The following is an 18,140-nucleotide window of genomic DNA, read 5'->3' on the forward strand; positions in this document are numbered from 1 at the left end:
CGTCTGCCGCGCAGCCACGTTCATGACCGCCGAAGTCCCGAAGCAGCGCATCGCGCGCTTCCGCGCCGCGCTCGTCGCCTCGCCCGCGCTGTGGTGGGCGCTGCTGTACTTCTTCTCGCTGCTGTGCGGGTACTACGTGCTGCGGCCGGTGCGCGACGCCATGGGCGCCTCGAGCGATGCGGCCGCGGTGTTCCCGCGCTGGCTGCTGGACCTGGCCGCCGCGCACGGCATCGCGCTCGACGACTACACGCTGCAGATCCTGTTCACCGGCACGTTCTTCGCGATGCTGCTGCTGCAGCCGCTGTACGGCGCGCTGGTGGCGCGGTTTCCGCGGCGGGTGTTCCTGCCGGTGGTGTACCTGGTGTTCATCGCCTGCCTCGGTGGTTTCTGGTGGGCGTTCGACACCGATGCGTCGGGTCGCGGCGCGGTGTTCTTTGTGTACATCGCGGTGTTCAACCTGTTCGCGGTGACGGTGTTCTGGAGCTTCATGGCCGACGTGTTCGACAACGACCAGGCCAAGCAGGTCTACGGCTACATCGGCGCCGGCGGCACCCTCGGCGCGCTGTCGGGGCCGGTCATCACCCGGGTGCTGGTCGAGCCGCTGGGCGTGGCCAACCTGTTGCTGGTGTCGGCCGGGTTCATGGCGCTCTGCCTGCTGTGCATCGTTAAGCTGCGGCCCTGGGCGGTCCGCCGCGAGCGGACCCACCGCGAGCAGAGCGGCGAATGGCCGATGGGCGGCTCGGTCTGGGCCGGGTTGCGCCTGGCCTGGCAGGATCCGCTGCTGCGCGCGCTGTCGATCCTGATGTTCTTCGGCGTCGGGGTCGGCACGCTGCTGTACAACGAGCAGGCGGCGATCGTGCGCGAGTTCTACCCCAGCGCCGAGGCCGCGACCCGTTACTACTCGACCATCGACTGGGCGGTGAACACGCTCACCATCTTGGTCCAGGTGCTGCTGACCCGCTGGCTGCTGCGCCGCTACGGCGTGGCGCCGCTGCTGTTGCTGCCGGCGTTGGCGATCCTGGTCGGCTTTTCGCTGCTGTCGGCCTCGCCGTTGCCACTGCTGGTGGCGGTGGTGCAGGTGGTCACACGGGCCAGCGAGTTCTCGCTCAACAAGCCGGCGCGCGAGACCCTGTACACGCGCATGGCGCGCGAGTCGCGCTACAAGGCCAAGGCGGTGATCGACACCGCGGTCTACCGCGGCGGCGACGTCACCTTCGTCTGGGTACACAAGCTGCTGGCCGGGTTCGGCTCGAACGTGGTGTTCCTGGCGGGCCTGGGGGTCGCCGCGGGCATGACCTTCGGCGCATGGCGGGTGGTGCGGGAACAGCGCAGGCTGCCGGAACACGCCAGCGAGGTCCGCCGCCATGCAGAGTCGTCGTGAGTTCCTGTCCGCCGGTCTGGCGACCGCCAGCCTGTTCGCGTTGCCGGCCTCGTTGTGGAGCGCCTCTGGGCGTGCCGCCGAACCGCTGCGCATCCTGGTCCTCGGCGGCACCGGCTTCCTCGGTCCGCATTTCGTCGAGGCGGCGCGGGCACGCGGGCACCGGCTGACGCTGTTCAACCGCGGCAAGAGCAATCCGACGCGCTTCGACGGTACCGAGTTCGCGGACATCGAGCAGCTGCGCGGCGACCGCAAGAGTGATCTCTCGGCACTGGAGGGTGAGCGCGAGTGGGACGCGGTGCTGGACACCTCGGCCTACATTCCGGCCGACGTCACCTGCAGCGCCGAGCTGCTGGCGTCTCGCGCGAAGCACTATCAGATCATCTCGACGGTGTCGGTCTATGCCCGCAACGACATCGCCAACGACGAGGGCAGTCCGCTCGCGACGCTTGCAGACCCCGCGGTGACCGAGGTCACCGGCGAGACCTACGGCGGGCTCAAGGCCCTATGCGAACGCGCCGCCGAGACCGCCATGCCGGGGCGCGTGACGGTGGTGCGGCCGGGTCTGATCGTCGGGCCCGGGGATCCCACCGACCGCTTCACCTACTGGCCGGCGCGTGCCAACCGCGGCGGTGAAATCCTGGCGCCGGGCAGCGCCGGTGACCGCACGCAGTTCATCGACGTGCGCGACCTGGCGGCGTTCATGCTGCACCTGATCGAGACCGGCACCGTGGACGTCTTCAATGCCGATGCCCCGGCGGGGGCATTGACCATGGGTGCGCTGCTGACCAGTTGCCAGGCGGCGGCCAGGCGCGCCAACACGATCCACTGCGTCCGTGCGCCATGTCCGCAGCCGCCGGGACACGATTCGGCCGTGACCTGGGTGCCGGCGGAGTTCCTGGCCGCGCAGGCAGTCAGTCCGTGGCAGGACATGCCGGTGTGGATCCCGGCCGAAGGCGACTACGCCGGCTTCGGCCGCACCAGTACCGAGCGCGCGCAGCGCGCCGGCCTGCGCTACCGGCCGCTGGACGAGACCGTGGCCGACACCCTGGCGTGGTGGCGCGCGCTGCCGGAAGAGCGGCAGGCGGGGCTGAAAGCCGGGCTGTCGGCCGAACGCGAGGCCGAGGTGCTGGCGGCCTGGCACGCCGCGAAACCCCCGGCTCCGTAGGAGCGCGCCATGCGCGCGATACCGCGGGCGCGTCCGGTGCCGGCGATTGGCGGCGCCTGTGGCGAGCCGGAAGGTGCGGCGGTGTCCGGAATCCCGTGGCGGCGAAATGCCCGCGGCATCGCGCGCATGGCGCGCTCCTACGGTCGATGCATGCGCTACGGGACGGCCACGAAGACATCGAGCCGCATCGGGCAGGCCGCGCGCATGGCGCGCCGCTTCAGGTCATCAGCGGCAGTGCGAACAGGATCGCGCCCAGCACGAACGTGCCGGTCAGCGCATGCACCAGCGGATGGTTCACCCGCAGGAACACGAACTGCTCGATCGTGCGCCCGACCCAGAACAGCGCCATGAACAGCAGCAGCGCGCGTCCGAGCGGCGTAGCGCGCAGTTCGGTCGGGAACAGGAAGCAGATCGCGGCGATCCCGGCGAACACGTAGATCAGCCGCAGATTGAGGATCTGGGTGATCGCACGGGTAGGCAGCGCCGCCTTGCGCAACTCGTGTTTCCAGCCGAACAGCTTCCAGAACGCCAGGTGGAACAGCGCGAAACCGAGGCTGTGCAGCCCGCAGAGCAGGATCAACCATTCGTTCGACATGGCGCGGCCTCCGCTATCCGGCGGTTGCAGCGCGTTCGCCCGCGGCGGCACGCGGCGAGACCCACATGGAGATCCGGGCTCGGAGCACCACGTCGCCTTGCGGATCGCTGACGACCACCTGCACCGGAAGCTCGTAGCCCGCATCCGCCGCGTGCGGCGGGAAGTCGGGCGTGGCGACGGCACGCATCGTGCCGCGCGCCTTCTTCAGGTAGTCGACCTGCATGCCCTTGGGAATCCAGCGCATGCCGGCCGGGAGGCTGGCGTCGGTGGTCAGCCCGCCGATGAACTCGGCCAGGTTGCACAGTGCGATTGCATGCACCGTGCCCAGGTGGTTGGTGACGCGACGGCGGTGACGGATCGTCGCTTCGCCGCGGCCGGGCTCCAATGACACCAGCGCGGGGCGGATGCCGGCGAAGTACGGCGCCTTCCAGCACACCAGCCGCGAGAACAGCCACCGGCCCAGCGGCCGGGGTTCGAACCTGCGATACAGCGACAGCACCGATATCCCCATGACACTGGCTCCATTTCGAGCCCCTCTCCCTCCGGGAGAGGGGTTGGGGTGAGGGTACGGCGAAGCCGCAATGGTTCGGGCTCCTACCGCCTCCGGCCCCGCCGCGTGGCGGGGCATCCCATCATCGGTAGTGGCGTGCGGCATGCTCCGTGGACACGCCTGCGTACGGCTCAGGCCGCTTCGCGCGACGAACCTTTGCCCTGCGACCGGTCGTAATGGCTCGCGGCGACCAGTTCATGCGGATCGAAGTCGTCGACGCTGATGGTGTCCAGCGTGAGTTCGCGCAGCTCTTCCAGCAGCACGCGCTCGTCGGCGGTGATCCAGCCCTCGCGCACGCCCTCGTCCAGCTGGGTGTCGAAGTCCAGCGCCTCGATATCACTGTTCTTCAGCGCCTTGAGGAACTTGCGCTCGACCGGCTCGGCCTGGATCGCCTTGACCAGGTAGCTGTTGATGCGACCGGCGGGGTTGTTGTCGCAAGGCGTGGTGAACACGTCCTCGGCGAGGCGGTCGCGGGCGTCGTTGGGATTCATCAGCAGCGAGGCAACGCGGTGCCCGAGGCGATCGCTCGGCGCCACCGCGCGGCGGCCGAACGGGAAGATCAGCGCCCACAGCAGCCAGCCGACCGGACGGATCGGGAAATTGCGCAGCGCGCCGGAGAACGCCATCTCGATCTTGTGCACGCAGTCGTGGAACGCCCAGGCCAGCAGCGGCTGGTCACCCGTGGGGCGCTCCTGGTCCTCGTAGCGCTTGAGCATGCTGCTGGCGATGTAGAGCTGGCTGAGCACGTCGCCCAGGCGGCCGGACAGCGACTCCTTGAACTTGAGCTTGCCGCCGAGCAGCAGCATCGAGGTATCGGCCATCAGCGCCAGCGCCGCCGAGTAGCGGTTGAGCTTGCGGTAGTAGCGACGGGTGTAGGCGTCGCCCGGGGCGGTGCCGAACTTCGCACCGGTCAGGCCGAACCACAGGCTGCGCACGGCGTTGGAGATGGCGAAGCCGATATGGCCGAACAGGTTGCGGTCGAACTCGTGCAGGCGCTCGCGCTCGTCCTCGAGTTGCGCGGCCTTCATCTCCTTGAGTACCCACGGATGGCAGAGGATCGCGCCCTGGCCGAAGATCATCAGGCTGCGGGTCATGATGTTGGCGCCCTCGACCGTGATCATGATCGGGACCGCCTGCCAGTTGCGCCCGGCGTAGTTGCGCGGGCCGAGGATGATGCCCTTGCCGCCGTGGATATCCATCACGTCGCGTGAGACCTCGCGTGCCATCTCGGTGCAGTGGTACTTGGCGATGGTGGAGGGCACGGCGGGGTTCTCGCCACGCGCGACCGCGGCGGCGGTCGCCTGCGCCAGCGCGCTGATCGCGAAGGCACGGCCGCCGATGCGCGCCAGTGCCTCCTCCACGCCTTCGAAGCGTCCGACCGACAGCCCGAACTGCTTGCGGATGCGGGCGTAGGCGCCGGTGACGATCGCTCCCATCTTGGCGCCGCCGCTGCCCGAGGACGGCAGGGTGATCGAACGGCCGATCGACAGGCACTCGACCAGCATCTGCCAGCCCTTGCCGGCGTAGGCCTCGCCGCCGATCAGCTGGCTGAGCGGGATGAAGACCTCCTTGCCGCGGATCGGACCGTTCTGGAACGGGCTGTTGAGCGGGAAATGGCGGCGGCCGATCTCGACGCCGGGTGTCTCGCGCGGCACCAGCGCCAGGGTGATGCCGATGTCCTTCTTCTCGCCGAGCATCCCTTCCGGGTCGTACATGCGAAACGCCAGGCCGATCAGCGTCGCGACCGGCGCCAGGGTGATGTAGCGCTTGTCGAAGGTGAGCTTGACCCCCACCACGCGCGCGCCGTTCCACTCGCCCATGGTGACGATGCCGTAATCCGGGATCGAGGTGGCGTCGGAGCCGGCGAACGGACCGGTCAGGGCGAAGCAGGGCACCTCGCGTCCATCGGCCAGGCGCGGCAGGTAATGCTCCTTCTGCTCCTGGGTGCCGTAGTGCATCAGCAGCTCGCCGGGGCCGAGCGAGTTGGGCACGCCGACGGTGGAGCTGACCACGCTGGAGATCGAGGCCAGCTTCTGGATCACCTTGTGGTTGGCCAGCGCGGTGAAGCCGAGCCCGCCGTACTCCTTCGGGATGATCATGCCGAAGAACTTGTTCTTCTTGATGAACTCCCACATGTCCGGTGGCAAGTCGGCGTCGACGTGGGTGATCTCCCAGTCGTTGGTCATCCGGCACAGTTCCTCGGTGGGCCCGTCCACGAACGCCTGCTCCTCGGCGCTCAGCAGCGCCTTGGGCTGGTCGAGCAGCACCTGCCAGTCGGGCTTGCCGGAAAACAGCTCGCCCTCGAAGCCGACGGTGCCCGCTTCCAGCGCGGTGCGCTCGGTCTCCGACAGCGGCGGCAGGATCTTCAGGTAGAAGCCCAGCAACGGCTTGGTGATCAGCGGCCGGCGGATGCCCGGGATCAGCAGCGGGACTGCGATCAACGCGACCAGCACGGCCGCGATCGCGGTTGCGACCGCGTTGGCGCCGAGCAGCCAGCAGGCGACCAGCAGGGTGGCGGTGATCGCGACCCACACCGCCAGCCGCAGCCGGTGGTAGGCGGCGAAGGCGCCGGCGAGGAGAAGGGCGAGAAAGGGAATCGCGACGCTCATGTGGCACTCCAGGGACCGCGAGGCTTGGTGGATGGAGTCGTGGCCGCCCCCGCGGGCAGCATTGACCATACGCTCAAGTATGGTAAGCCCGTCCGGTCCTGTCAATGATGCCCGGCGGGACGTCCCGGACGCATGACGAACCTTTTGCGCACGCCGGCGTATGGATACACTGACCGGCATGACATCCGCCGCCGCCCCGGCTTCCGGCAAGCCGAACCCGAAACCGCCGGAACGCAGCGGCCGCCTCAGCGCCGAGGACTGGGCACAGGCGGCCCTGGACCTGATCGCCGAGCAGGGCGTGGCCGCCGTCGCGGTGGAACCGCTGGCGCGGCGCCTGGGCGTGACCAAGGGCAGCTTCTACTGGCATTTCCCATCGCGCGATGCGTTGCTGCAGGCGGCGCTGGAGCGCTGGGAGACCGTGGAACAGGAAGCGGTCTTCGGCGAACTGGAGAAGATCTCCGATCCGCACGAGCGGCTGCGCGCGCTGATCCACATGGTCGCGCACGAGATCAAGTCGCACGTGATCTACAGCGCCATGCTGCAGGCGCTGGACCATCCGATCGTGCAGCCGGTGATCGGGAGGGTCTCGGAGCGGCGGCTGGAATACCTCACCGCCTCGTTCCGCCAGGTGGGTTTCGGCCGCAGCGCGGCCCAGCACCGTGCCCGTCTCGCCTATACCGCGTATGTCGGCTTCCTGCAGCTGTCGCTGCAGCTGCCGCAGTCGCGGCTCGATCACGACACGTTCGACGAGTACATCGAACACGTCATGGCGACGCTCATCCCGCGCTGACGCGCTGCCGCCTTCGGCCGGCCGCCGGCACCTCCCAGGCAGGAGGGGCTTCAGCCCCGGCCGCGCCGCTCCCTTGTAGGAGGGGCTTCAGCCCCGATCGCGCGCGAACCAGCAAGATGCCCTCTGCCGTTGTATCCCTTCGCAGTGCGCGGCGGCGCGTTCATCGGTGAGCGCTAACGACAGGTCTGCCTGGCGCGGTCGGGGCTGAAGCCCCTCCTACAGGAGAGTTCCCGCGGCTGCGGCGGAGCGGCAACGGATGTCCGCACGCCAGCAGCACGATGCGACCGGGTTCACACCGAATGTCGCGTTCAGCCCCTGGTGCAGGTGCAGCAAGACCCGGCCGGCGGCGATCCCTAGAATGTCCCGGGACAACACTGCCTGGGAGGGCGCATGAACGCAGTCACGCCGTTACACGACACCGATCCCACGCGGGGCAGCCGCCTGGAGGCGCTGAACCGCTGGGTGAAGGAGGTGGCGGCGCTGACCCGTCCGGAGCGCATCCACTGGTGCGACGGCAGCCAGGCGGAGTACGACTGCCTGCTTGCCGCGATGCAGGCTGAGGGCACGCTGCTGCCACTCAATCCGGATACGCACCCGAACTGCTGGCTGCATCGCTCCGACCCGGACGACGTCGCCCGCGTCGAACACCTGACCTTCGTCTGCACCCGCGAGCGCGACGACGCCGGCCCCAACAACCACTGGATGGCGCCGGCCGAGGCCCACGCGAAGATCGACGCGCTGTTCGAGGGCTGCATGCGCGGGCGCACGCTGTACGTGGTGCCGTACTGCATGGGCCCGATCGATTCGCCGCTGGCGCGCTGCGGCGTGGAGATCACCGACTCACCGTACGTGGTCGCCAACATGCGCATCATGACCCGCATGGGCGAATCGGCGCTGGCGCGGATCGAGCGTGAGGGGGCCGAAGGCGCCGCTCGCGGCGAGCGGGCGGACACGTTCGTCAAGGGACTGCATTCGCTCGGCGAACTCGATCCGGAGCGGCGTTTCATCATGCATTTCCCGGAGGAACTGACGATCAAGTCTTACGGTTCCGGCTACGGCGGCAATGCGCTGCTCGGCAAGAAGTGCCATGCCCTGCGCATCGCCTCCTGGCAGGCGCGGCAGGAAGGCTGGCTGGCCGAGCACATGCTGATCGTCGGCATCGAGAACCCGCAGGGCGAGACGCACTACATCGCCGCCGCATTCCCCAGCGCCTGCGGCAAGACCAACCTGGCGATGCTGATCCCGCCGGAAAGCTACCGCGAGGCCGGCTGGAAGGTCTGGACCGTGGGCGACGACATCTGCTGGATGCGGCCGGGCGCGGACGGCCGGCTGTGGGCGATCAACCCGGAGGCCGGCTTCTTCGGCGTCGCGCCGGGCACCTCGGCCAGGTCGAACCCAAACGCGCTCGCCACGATCGCGCACGACACCATCTTCACCAACGTCGCCGTCACCGACGACAACCAGCCGTGGTGGGAAGGCCTGGACGATCGCGTGCCGACGCTGGACTGGCAGGGGCGGCCGTACGATCCGGCCAACGGCCCGGCCGCGCATCCCAACTCGCGCTTCACCGTCTCGGCGAGGCAGTGCCCGACCTACTCCCCGCATGCGGAGGATCCGCAGGGCGTGCCGATCTCGGCGATCGTCTTCGGCGGCCGCCGCGCGTCGCTAGTGCCGCTGGTATTCGAGGCCCGCGACTGGACCCACGGCGTCCTGGTCGGCGCCGCCATGGCCTCCGAGACCACCGCCGCCGCCGCCGGCAAGACCGGCGTCGTCCGCCGCGACCCGATGGCGATGAAGCCGTTCTGCGGCTACCACTACGGCGACTATTTTTCCCACTGGCTGTCGTTCGACGAACCGGGGGCGAAACTGCCGAAGATTTTCCACGTCAACTGGTTCCGTAAGGACGCGGACGGCGGGTTCATATGGCCGGGCTTCGGCGAGAACCTTCGCGTGCTGGAGTGGATCGTCAGGCGGGTCGAGGGTCGTGCCGGTGCAGTCGATACGCCGATCGGCAAGGTGCCGAGCATACGGGATCTCAACCTCGGCGGCGCGAGTGTGTCTGCGGCCGCGATCGAGGCCCTTGTTGCCATCGACAGTGATGGTTGGCAACGGGAGCTCGACGAGATCGGTACGTTCTTCGACGGTTTGGGCGATCGGATTCCGCCCGCGTTGCGGACCCGATAGAGGAAGGCGGGCCGGAACCCTCCTTCGAATCGATCCGCGAACAGCTCGGTCGTGAATGTCTGAGTCGAAGCGGAACGCCGATTTCCGGGCCGATCAGCAATGTCTCGCTACCGGCGACCTAGTCTCCTGTCGCGATCCCGTAGGCCACGCAAAGCTGTGGACGCGCTGGCCCAGGAACATAGGGGCCGATAGAATGGATCCGCGCCGGTCCGGCGGGATACGGAACAGGTTCGTGAACACGCAGCTGTCGTCTTTGGTGAACGCCGCCGGGGCCGCCGCAGCCGGTGGACGCTGGCAGGAGGCCGAAAGACTATGGAGCCAGGTGCACGCACTGGCCCCGGGCAACGTGCAGGCACTCTTCAGTCTGGGCGTGCACGCCTTCCAGCGCGGAGACTCGCAGGCCGCGCTGGAATTCCTCCAACAGGCACGCACGCGGGCGCCGCGCGACCCAATGGTCCTGCTGACCATCGGCCGGGTTCATCGCGAAGCCGGGCGGCCGGAGCAGGAGTGGAGCGCGATCGTCGCCGCGCTCGAGATCGATCCCTATTTCCTGCCGGCACTGCTGGGAAAGGGCGAGTTCCTCGAGCAGCAGCGCAAGCCAAGGATGGCCGCGGACGTCTTCCGCAATGTGCTCAAAGTCGCGCCGGCCGAGCCCGAATGGCCGCCTGCGCTGCGCCGACGGCTTGCGCATGCGCGCGAGGCGGTCGAGCGTGATACTCAGGAGCTCGTCGACTACCTGGGGCACCGGGTGGCCGCGAAGCAGGCCACGGTGGACCAAGCACTGGCGGGACGTTGGGACGAGGCGGTATCGATCCTGGCGGGGCGCACCCGGCCTTACCATTCGCACTGCAACCAGCTGCACGTGCCGCGGCTGCCGGCGCTCACCTTCTACGACGACGCACTGTTCCCATGGATGTGCGAGCTCGAATCTCGCACCGACGCGATCAAGACCGAGTTGCAGGAAATGATCGTCAGCCGTGGCGAGGAGTTCGTCCCCTACATCCAGTACGCGCCGGGCGATCCGGTCAACCAGTGGGACAAGCTCAACCACTCGCGCAACTGGAGCGGTTTCCATCTATATGCGCACGGCGAACCGGTGGAGGAGCACTTGGCGCAGTGCCCGCGGACGGCCGAGGCACTGGCGCTTGTGGATTCGGCGGACATCCCGGGCCTTTGCCCGAACGCGATGTTCTCCGCGCTGGTGCCGGGCGCGCATATCCCGCCGCATACCGGCGAAACCAACGCACGGCTGGTCGCGCACTTGCCGCTGGTGGTGCCGGACAAGTGCAGCTACCGCGTCGGCTACGATTGGCGGCAATGGCGCGAAGGCAAGTGCTGGGTGTTCGACGACACGATCGAGCACGAGGCGCGCAACGACAGCGACCAGCTGCGCGTAATTCTGATGTTCGATGTGTGGAATCCGCTGCTAAGCCCGGCCGAGCGGGAAATGGCGACGGCGCTGGCGGCTGCGATGCGCGAGTGGCGCACCGCGAGCGACGTGGTTTGAGTCGGGAGGTTATCCTGGTTGTACCGCCCAATGGATGATGCTGATGCGCTGTCTCGTGCTCTCGTTCTTTTGGTTGTTCGCACAGCCGTTGGCTGCGCAACAGATCACCCATGCCTGCTCCAGCGTGGCGCAACCTGCCGCGCGACTGGCCTGCTACGACAAGGCGTTTCCGCCGCCGCCAGAGGTGATCGAGGCGGCAACGGAAAAGGCACAGGCCGGCTTCGGTTTGAACCAGCCGCGCGAACCGTTGCGCAATCCAGGGCAAACAGTCGAGCAGGTCGACCCGGAACGCATCGAAAGCCAGGTGATGAAGGTCGATCATGGTCGCGACGGACAGCGAATTTTCACGCTTGAGAACGGACAAGTCTGGACGCAAACCGAGTCGCGCAGCAGCGGTCACGTGCAAGCCGGTGATGCCGTGCAGGTGCGTAAGGCCTTAATGGGCGGCTATCACCTGGTAATGCCGAACGGCGTGGTCGTGCGCGTGCGTCGCGTGCGTTGAGGGCATGGCGTGTCGGCATCTAGCGGCCAGCCGTTGAATGCAGCGCAGGCAGAGCGCTTCAGGCAGGCTCTGCGGATGTTGCAATCCGGGCAGCGTGAGCAGGCACAGTCCATTGCCGAAACCCTGACCGAACAGGCGCCGCAGGCAGCGGATGCGTGGCAGTTGCTGGGCATGTGCCTGGCGGATAATGGCCGCCAGGAGCAAGCCAATGCGGCGTTTGAACACGCATTGGCCTTGCTACCGAACAATGCCGTGGTGTTGCGCAATTACGGCGTGTCCCTCGCCCGGCACGGCAAGGTGTTGCGTGCACAAGGCCAGTTGGGAGCAGCCGAGTCCGTACTGCGCAAGGCGCTTGCGTTGTCGCCGGAACAGGCGTCTGCCTGGGTCGATCTGGGCGTGGTGCTGCGTTTGCTGGGGCGCGCCGACGAGGCGCTGGCCGCGTTCCGGCGGGCAGAAGGAATGCTGCATCAGCGAGGCGCCAGCCAGCCTGAATTGCAGGGCGCCATTAACGGTGTATTGGTCGACTTAGGCCGTCCGGCGGAAGCATTGGCGGGTGCGCGCAAGCTCGTCGCCCTGCATCCGGGGCATGCACCGGCTCATGAAACATTGAGCAATCTGCTGTGGGAGAACGGCGTGGAACTCGCGCCGGGCGAAGATCCACTGAGCGAGTTTCGTGCCGCGGCGCAGGCCCAGCCGGAAAATCGCGCGCTGCAACTGGCCTTCGCGCGAATGTTGTTGACGGCGAAGCACGCGGATGAGGCCTTGGTGCTGCTGCATCCGTTGCGCAAGCGCGAACCAGGAAACGCATTGCTGGATTGGTTTGTCGCCGACGCGCTGGACGCGCTGCAACAGCACGAGCAAGCCGCACCGTTGTACGCAGCCGCGGCGCGCGGCGAATTGGGCGTGTTGCCGGAGTTTCTCAACGCACGTGCGCGACATGCGTTTCGCACTCAGCATTTTGATTTGGCCGCAAGTTGCGCGGAAAAAGCGGTAAAGATCGATCCGCACGATCAGGAAGGCTGGAGCCATCTGGGAACGGCATGGCGGCTGGCGGGTGATGAACGCGAACATTGGCTGTGCGACTACGAAAGACTGGTGGGCTATGTCGAAATCGTGCCACCACCGGGTTTCAGTGACTTGTCCGTGTTCCTGCGAACATTGGCAGCCGCGCTGGAAACCATGCACAGTGCAAAACGGGAGCCAGTGAACCAGAGTGTGCGTGGCGGTACGCAGACGGCGGGCCAACTGTTCGGACGTGGCGATGCGGTCATCCGCGCGGCGGAGGCTGCCCTGGGCACGGCAGTGGAAAATTGGCTGACCACACTGCCGGATGATGCGACGCACCCGTTCCTGTCACGCAAACAGCGCGGCGTGCGCTTCGTCGGCTCGTGGTCGGTGAAGCTCAGATCATCGGGGCGTCATTCCAATCATATCCACCCCAAGGGCTGGGCGAGTTCTGCCTTCTACGTCGCGCTGCCCAGCAGCGTGCTTGAACCGGACAGCGAATCCCGCGCCGGATGGATCCAGTTCGGGCAGCCGTTGGAAGATCTGGGGCTCGACCTGCCGCCGCGTCGCGTGATACAGCCCAAGCAGGGTCACTTGGCGCTGTTTCCTTCCTACATGTGGCATGGCACCACACCATTCGATGGCAGGGAATCGCGCCTGACCGTTGCCTTCGACATGCAGCCAACCATGTAGATGCCGCCGCAGCGGTTCGTAAGCCGGTGAACGAGTGCGGAGTGCCGAATCGACGGCGACGGATGTTCCCTGATTTCGGCAATTGCGCAGAGATTGAATAGCTTTTACGCTGCATTGGCACAATATTGCGCATCCTGCCGCTTCCGTAGCGGGCCTTCAATCCTGTCGAGAAAGCCGCCATGCACCTTGAGCTCGCTTGTTCCGTCCGTCCGTCAATCCCTTCCCCAGTCCGTAAGCCTCGACAGTGTCGCATTCAGCATCTGCCGCTCGCCATCGTGGCCGTCTGGCTCTTGGCCATGGGACAAGTGTTCGCGCAGGACGCGGCGGACCTGGCGTCCGTGCCCGCTGCCGAGCAAACCTCGCCGTCGGCCAGGACGGGAAGCAATGGCAAGGTGTGTCATTACGAGGTTGTCACCGGCAGCCGGATGAAGAAAAGGGTGTGCCACACGCCCGAGCAATGGGAGGCCCGCGAAAGAGCGGCGAGGGATCTGGTGCGCGAAATTGATGGCAAGTCGTTGCCATACACGGACGACAGAGGCGGTTAATACCAGGTTTTCGCCCAGCCCGGGAACTCTGCCCGGAGACTGAGGAAGAAGTGGCTATCATCGCGATAGCCGCGCGCAATGCGCTTGAGGATATTGATCCAGTTGTCGATGCCTTCGAGCAGGCGGATGCGTACGGGCGACCGCACCTGGCTGATGATGTCGCCATCGTCGGGTTCAAGACATTCTGCGAAGTGCATTCGGGTCGGGATCCCGCTTTCCCGGGCATGGCGTAGCCACTGATTTCAGAGGCTGTGCCGGTCCCACGCCGTGAATTCGGAGTGCGATTGAAGCCGGGGCTCGATCCAATCTCTGGCTCCCGCGGCTTGGGCGGTCGGCCAGTGCGGTCGAGTTTGGCGTCTGTTTTCGGGGTACAAGAAAAGCGGCGGGCCAAGGCCCGCCGCTTTCTTTTGACTCGAAACGCTTTCTTGGATCAGAACTTCAGCGAGATATTGCCGAAGATGTAACGGCCTACCTGATCGTAACCGCCCAGGGCGTTGGCGTTGGCGGACAGGCCGCTGTCTCCCGAGAACGGCGGCTCCTTGTCGAGCACGTTGTTCACGCCCAGAGAGATCACGGCCTGGCCAAAGGACAGGCTGCCGTTCAGGTCGAGATAGTTGTACGACGAGACACCATCGTCAAGCCAGATGACACGATCGTCGCTCAAGAGCGGGCTGCCGTCCACGTCCTTGTAGTCCATCCCGCCAATATGGCGCCAGCGCAGGCCTGCGGTGTAGCGATCCCACGCATAGCTCACCGAGGCGACATGACGCCACTTCGGGGTCTGGCAGAGGCGGGTTTCGTTGACCAGGCCTTTGCAGTCGTAGCCGGTGCTCGGCTCGCTGGCCAGCGTCTGGGTGAAGTCCTTTAGGACGTAGTTGCCCACCAGGCTGGTGCGCAACTGGCCCGGACCCATGGAGAAGGAATAGTCCGCTGCCAGGTCGAGACCCGTACGTTCGAAAACGCCGATGTTGTCGGGCAGGTTGTTGATGTGACCAGTCGCTGGATCCGAAGCCAGGCCCACCCACAGGTCATACTCACCTGCGCGTGCGTCGCGGTGGATCCGGTCGCAGTACAGCTGCTGTTCCATGCACAGGATCTGGATGGTGTTGTAGCCAATGCCGCCGATCGCGCCCTCGATCTCGATGCTGTACCAGTCCAGGGACAGGTTCAGGTTTTCGATCGGCTCGATGGCGAAGCCGATGGTGTAGGTATCGGCCTCTTCCGGTGCCAGGTTGGGGTTGCCGCCGGTCAGGTTGAAGTACTGGTTGGCCGGGTTGCCCGGTACGTTGCCGTAGGCGTCGACCGGAACGCCGGTCAGTGCGCACTGGGCCGCGGTGTAGGACGGGTTCGGGCCGGCGCAGAGGTCGGTGCCGCCGTCGTTCAGGGCAATGCGCTGCGTGTAGTACAGGTCGTTCAGCCCCGGCGCACGCACGGCGCGGTTGTAACCGCCACGCACCAGCAGCTTGTTGTCCCAGAACACGCTGCTCAGGCCCAGCTTGTAGGTGTCGTAGATGCCCGAGGTTTCGTCGTCCGAATAGCGATAGCCCAGCGAGGCATCGAAACGGTTGAAGGCACCGTCGCCCACGTAGATCGGCAGCGCGGCTTCGAAGAAGAACTCGTTCACGGTGTTGGAGGCATCCACCGGCAGGCTGGCGGCACCGGCGCCGGCGAAGTTGCCCGCGGCGGAGTCGGAGTCGTATTCGCTGAAGAAGGAGTAGTCGCTGCGCTGCATGCCGACAGCCAAGCCGATTTCCTCGCCATCCGCGGTCGGGAAGCCCCATCCGAGGTAGCCGTTGGCCTCCGCGGAGAATGCGCGGTAGCCGGTCTTGAAGCTGCTGAAGCTGGTGCCGGCCATCGCCTGTGCAGCTTCTGGATCGATGTCGTCGGTCCAGATGTCGTACGGCTGGCAGCCCTGGAAGGTGCCATAGACCGGGTCGTTGCAGCCCAGCGCGGCGGCGGCGATCCTGCTGATGAGGAAGTCGTTCTTGCCGATTTCAATGGACTTGGTCTTGCCGGACACCAGCGACACATCGTAGGTCCAGGACGAGTCGAAGAAGTTGCCCCTCAAGCCCGCGGTGATGCGGTGGGTGTTGTCGTCCCACATGCTGATGCGCGGGCCGCCTTCCACGTTGCGCTTCCACATGGTGATGCGGGCCATGTCGGTGTCGACGCCGGCGTCGGCGCACAGGGTGCCGATCCGCGGATTGGTGCAGTCGACGTTGACCGGCACGCCGAAAGCGCCGGATTCCGCGATCTGGATGTCGGAGCTGCGTTCGAGGAACAGCGCCTCGATGTACGGCTCGAAGTACTCGTTGATCTCATAGCTGCCCATGAAGCCAGCGGTAATGCGCTTGTCTGGACGCTGGTAGAAGTTGATCGGCGCGTAGTTGTACACATAGGAGCCGTTCTCATACCCGCTGCCGTTGTAGACGTAGTTGGCATTGGTGCCTTGCGGCCAGGGGATGACGCCACCGGCCCCGTCGTTGAGGGTAGGGTCCCACCGGTTGACCGTGAAGCGGCCCGGGTGGGCCGTGCCGGAGCCACCGCACTGCGGGGCGTCGTACCACACCGAGCAGTGGGAATAGTCGCGCTGGCCGTGATAGAGGGCGTCGTTTTCACGCCAGGTCAGCCAGCCCACCGCGTGCCCCCGGTTGTCGGCGAAGCTGCCTCCCAACACGATGTCGGCGTTGCGGCTGATGCCGTCGAAGCCGGAGTTGCCGCTCGGGGCCTCAAAGCCCGCATCTTCGTTGAGGCCCTGCCAATACTCGTTGTCGTTGTCGTGCTGGTAGGCCGAATAGCCGAGATTGAGGCTGAGGCCTTCGAACTTGTCGTCCAGCACGAAGTTGACCACGCCGGCCACGGCGTCCGCACCGTAGATGGCCGAAGCACCGCCGGAAAGAATGTCGACGCGTCGGATTATCGCCGCCGGGACGATGGATGGGTCGACGACTTCATTGCGGCTGAACGGCAGGCGACGGCCATTGACCAGGGTCAGCGTACGCTCGGGGCCCAGGCCGCGCATCGAAATCGTCGCATGGCCGAAGGCGCCGTTGTTCTCGAAGTTGTCGAAACTCAGGTCGACCTGCGGGTACTGATTGACCAAGTCCTCAACGGTGGTGGCGCCGAAGGTCGTGAATTCTTCGGAGCTGATCTCCGTTATTGGGCTGGACGCGGTGAACGTCTGGCTTTTGATGCGTGAGCCGGTGACCGTGATCGCATCGAGTTCGACCGCCGTACTTGTTTCGGTCTGCTCCTGCTCCTGCGCCATGGCCAGGCCGGTGCCTGCCATGGTGGTGGCGCTCACCGCGAGCGCGAAGACGATCGCGTCGCGGAGCTTGGTGGTCTTCAGTGTCATCTCTCTCTCCAGTCTGGAAAATTCCCCGATAAACCTGCCATTCAGCGTCAAGCGAGACAGCAAAGTCGGCAAGGTCAGGTCGATATTAGCCCCGTGGCAGTTAGAATTAAAGTGCGGTTAAGTTTTTGCTTCAAATCCGTTACTTCGGGTGATCGTTCTAAAAACGGAACAATGTGGCAGCAGGATCCTGCAGGGCCTGGACAGCGGCTGTCGGAACCACGGCTGCCAAGATCTTTCGAGGCCGGCACGCCTTCGCGACAAGCCAAAAACTACGGTCCCGTAGGGGGCGTAGCAAAAGCATCTGCGTGCAATACCTGAAGCGGTCGGCGCATCGCGCATCGAACTGATCAGCCCAACGCCGTTCATTGCAGGCTGGAGTTTTCCGATCCCGCCATGCATGCGCCGAGGAAATCATCCTTTGAGGCGCCCTGTTAATGGGGTGAATGCAGGATTGTCCGCAACAAGAGTGCGGATCCGAGCCCGCTTGGTTCAGCAGGGCATACCTCTCCGGAAACGACAACGACCCCGTACGGGGCCGTTGTCGATGGGCATGTCAATCCACAACTTCGATCGGCAAAATCTTGCCTCAGAAGGACTGTTTGTAGTTGAAGTAAATGAACCTGCCCGGGATCAAGTACTGGGCGTCGAAAGTGTTCGCAAAAGCATTCGAAGACAGCGGCGGATGCTTGTCGAACAGGTTGCGTACGCCGAGGGTGAACTCGGCATTCCAGGGCACCGTCCAACCGGCCTGGACGTGCGTGTAGGTGGTGCCGCCAAGATAGTTGATCGGAGTCAGTGTCGGTGCCGCGACAATCTCGGTCGTACCAGGACGGAACTGGTACTGGTCGATCGTGAAGTTCGGGTCCGAGCAAAGATTGATCAGGTCCGCGTACTGAGGGTCGATCTCTGTAAGCGCAACAGCAGTGTTGCGGAAGTTCGTGCAGCTTTCGCGCACACGGCTCCTGTATTCCAGCGTCGCCGACGCAGTGAAGTCGGCATACTGCCAGGCGGTTAGGTTGGAACGCAGGCGATGGTGCGGAGCACCCTGGGACGAGCCGCTCTGCACCTGGCCGACCAGGTTGCCACTTGAAATGTGGCCGTCACCATTGAGCTCGCCGTGCGCCGGCTTGCCGACGTCGCCGAAATGGGACACGTATGTGTTGTCCCAGCGGAACTGGAAGTTGCCCGAGTCGCCGCCTCGAATCGGCAAACAATCCGACAGTAGCGCCGCGCTTACAAAACTAAAGCTCGTTAATTAA

At 65.7% G+C, this 18,140-nt stretch carries 13 protein-coding genes and 1 pseudogene; 8 read left to right on the forward strand and 6 right to left on the reverse strand.

Going from position 1 to position 18,140, the window contains the following annotated elements; all coding sequences use genetic code 11:
• Nucleotides 1–22 precede the first annotated feature (22 nt).
• Nucleotides 23–1,381 (forward strand): NTP/NDP exchange transporter, encoded by a 1,359-nt coding sequence (locus tag FXO19_RS09305; RefSeq protein ID WP_149194817.1) that lies wholly within the window; start codon nucleotides 23–25, stop codon nucleotides 1,379–1,381.
• Complete coding sequence (locus tag FXO19_RS09310) at nucleotides 1,365–2,546, forward strand: NAD-dependent epimerase/dehydratase family protein (RefSeq protein ID WP_149194818.1); 1,182 nt, start codon at nucleotides 1,365–1,367, stop codon at nucleotides 2,544–2,546. The genes FXO19_RS09305 and FXO19_RS09310 overlap by 17 nt, the downstream gene beginning before the upstream one ends.
• 217 nt (nucleotides 2,547–2,763) lie before the next feature.
• Here the strand turns inward: FXO19_RS09310 and FXO19_RS09315 are convergent, their stop codons facing one another.
• The 3 genes from FXO19_RS09315 to FXO19_RS09325 form a co-directional block, all read right to left on the reverse strand.
• Nucleotides 2,764–3,141 carry a hypothetical protein gene (locus tag FXO19_RS09315; RefSeq protein WP_149194819.1) on the reverse strand — a complete coding sequence of 126 codons (378 nt, stop codon included), beginning with the start codon at nucleotides 3,139–3,141 and terminating at the stop codon, nucleotides 2,764–2,766.
• 13 nt (nucleotides 3,142–3,154) lie between these two features.
• Nucleotides 3,155–3,652 carry a hotdog fold domain-containing protein gene (locus FXO19_RS09320; protein ID WP_149194820.1) on the reverse strand — a complete coding sequence of 166 codons (498 nt, stop codon included), beginning with the start codon at nucleotides 3,650–3,652 and terminating at the stop codon, nucleotides 3,155–3,157.
• A gap of 170 nt (nucleotides 3,653–3,822) precedes the next feature.
• Entirely contained in the window at nucleotides 3,823–6,300 is a 2,478-nt protein-coding gene (locus tag FXO19_RS09325) for an acyl-CoA dehydrogenase (protein ID WP_149194821.1), read from the reverse strand.
• A 178-nt stretch (nucleotides 6,301–6,478) separates the two neighbouring features.
• Here FXO19_RS09325 and FXO19_RS09330 point away from each other — a divergent pair, with 178 nt between their 5' ends.
• From FXO19_RS09330 to FXO19_RS09355, 6 genes are all read left to right on the forward strand, one after another.
• Entirely contained in the window at nucleotides 6,479–7,090 is a 612-nt protein-coding gene (locus tag FXO19_RS09330) for a TetR/AcrR family transcriptional regulator (RefSeq protein WP_149194822.1), read from the forward strand.
• A gap of 390 nt (nucleotides 7,091–7,480) precedes the next feature.
• Nucleotides 7,481–9,274 (forward strand): phosphoenolpyruvate carboxykinase (GTP), encoded by a 1,794-nt coding sequence (locus tag FXO19_RS09335; RefSeq protein WP_149194823.1) that lies wholly within the window; start codon nucleotides 7,481–7,483, stop codon nucleotides 9,272–9,274.
• A gap of 232 nt (nucleotides 9,275–9,506) precedes the next feature.
• Nucleotides 9,507–10,781, forward strand: a complete 1,275-nt coding sequence (locus FXO19_RS09340) for an aspartyl/asparaginyl beta-hydroxylase domain-containing protein (protein WP_255516366.1) — start codon at nucleotides 9,507–9,509, stop codon at nucleotides 10,779–10,781.
• A gap of 34 nt (nucleotides 10,782–10,815) precedes the next feature.
• The gene (locus FXO19_RS09345; RefSeq protein WP_149194825.1) at nucleotides 10,816–11,283 is read left to right on the forward strand and encodes a hypothetical protein; all 468 of its coding nucleotides are present in this window, start codon (nucleotides 10,816–10,818) and stop codon (nucleotides 11,281–11,283) included.
• Between the two features lie 9 nt (nucleotides 11,284–11,292).
• Nucleotides 11,293–12,981, forward strand: a complete 1,689-nt coding sequence (locus FXO19_RS09350) for a putative 2OG-Fe(II) oxygenase (protein WP_255516367.1) — start codon at nucleotides 11,293–11,295, stop codon at nucleotides 12,979–12,981.
• Between the two features lie 296 nt (nucleotides 12,982–13,277).
• The gene (locus FXO19_RS09355) at nucleotides 13,278–13,526 is read left to right on the forward strand and encodes a hypothetical protein (RefSeq protein WP_149194827.1); all 249 of its coding nucleotides are present in this window, start codon (nucleotides 13,278–13,280) and stop codon (nucleotides 13,524–13,526) included.
• Here FXO19_RS09355 and FXO19_RS09360 read toward each other — a convergent pair.
• From FXO19_RS09360 to FXO19_RS09370, 3 genes and pseudogenes are all read right to left on the reverse strand, one after another.
• Nucleotides 13,523–13,753: pseudogene (locus tag FXO19_RS09360) on the reverse strand (transposase); the annotation flags it as partial. The gene FXO19_RS09355 and the pseudogene FXO19_RS09360 sit on opposite strands and share 4 nt — an antisense overlap.
• A gap of 203 nt (nucleotides 13,754–13,956) precedes the next feature.
• Nucleotides 13,957–16,932 carry a TonB-dependent receptor domain-containing protein gene (locus FXO19_RS09365; protein ID WP_149194829.1) on the reverse strand — a complete coding sequence of 992 codons (2,976 nt, stop codon included), beginning with the start codon at nucleotides 16,930–16,932 and terminating at the stop codon, nucleotides 13,957–13,959.
• Between the two features lie 535 nt (nucleotides 16,933–17,467).
• Entirely contained in the window at nucleotides 17,468–18,034 is a 567-nt protein-coding gene (locus FXO19_RS09370) for a TonB-dependent receptor (protein WP_187775721.1), read from the reverse strand.
• Between the last annotated feature and the right edge of the window lie 106 nt (nucleotides 18,035–18,140).

The sequence above is a fragment of the Luteimonas suaedae genome (assembly GCF_008312895.1).
GTDB classification, from domain to species: domain Bacteria; phylum Pseudomonadota; class Gammaproteobacteria; order Xanthomonadales; family Xanthomonadaceae; genus Luteimonas; species Luteimonas suaedae.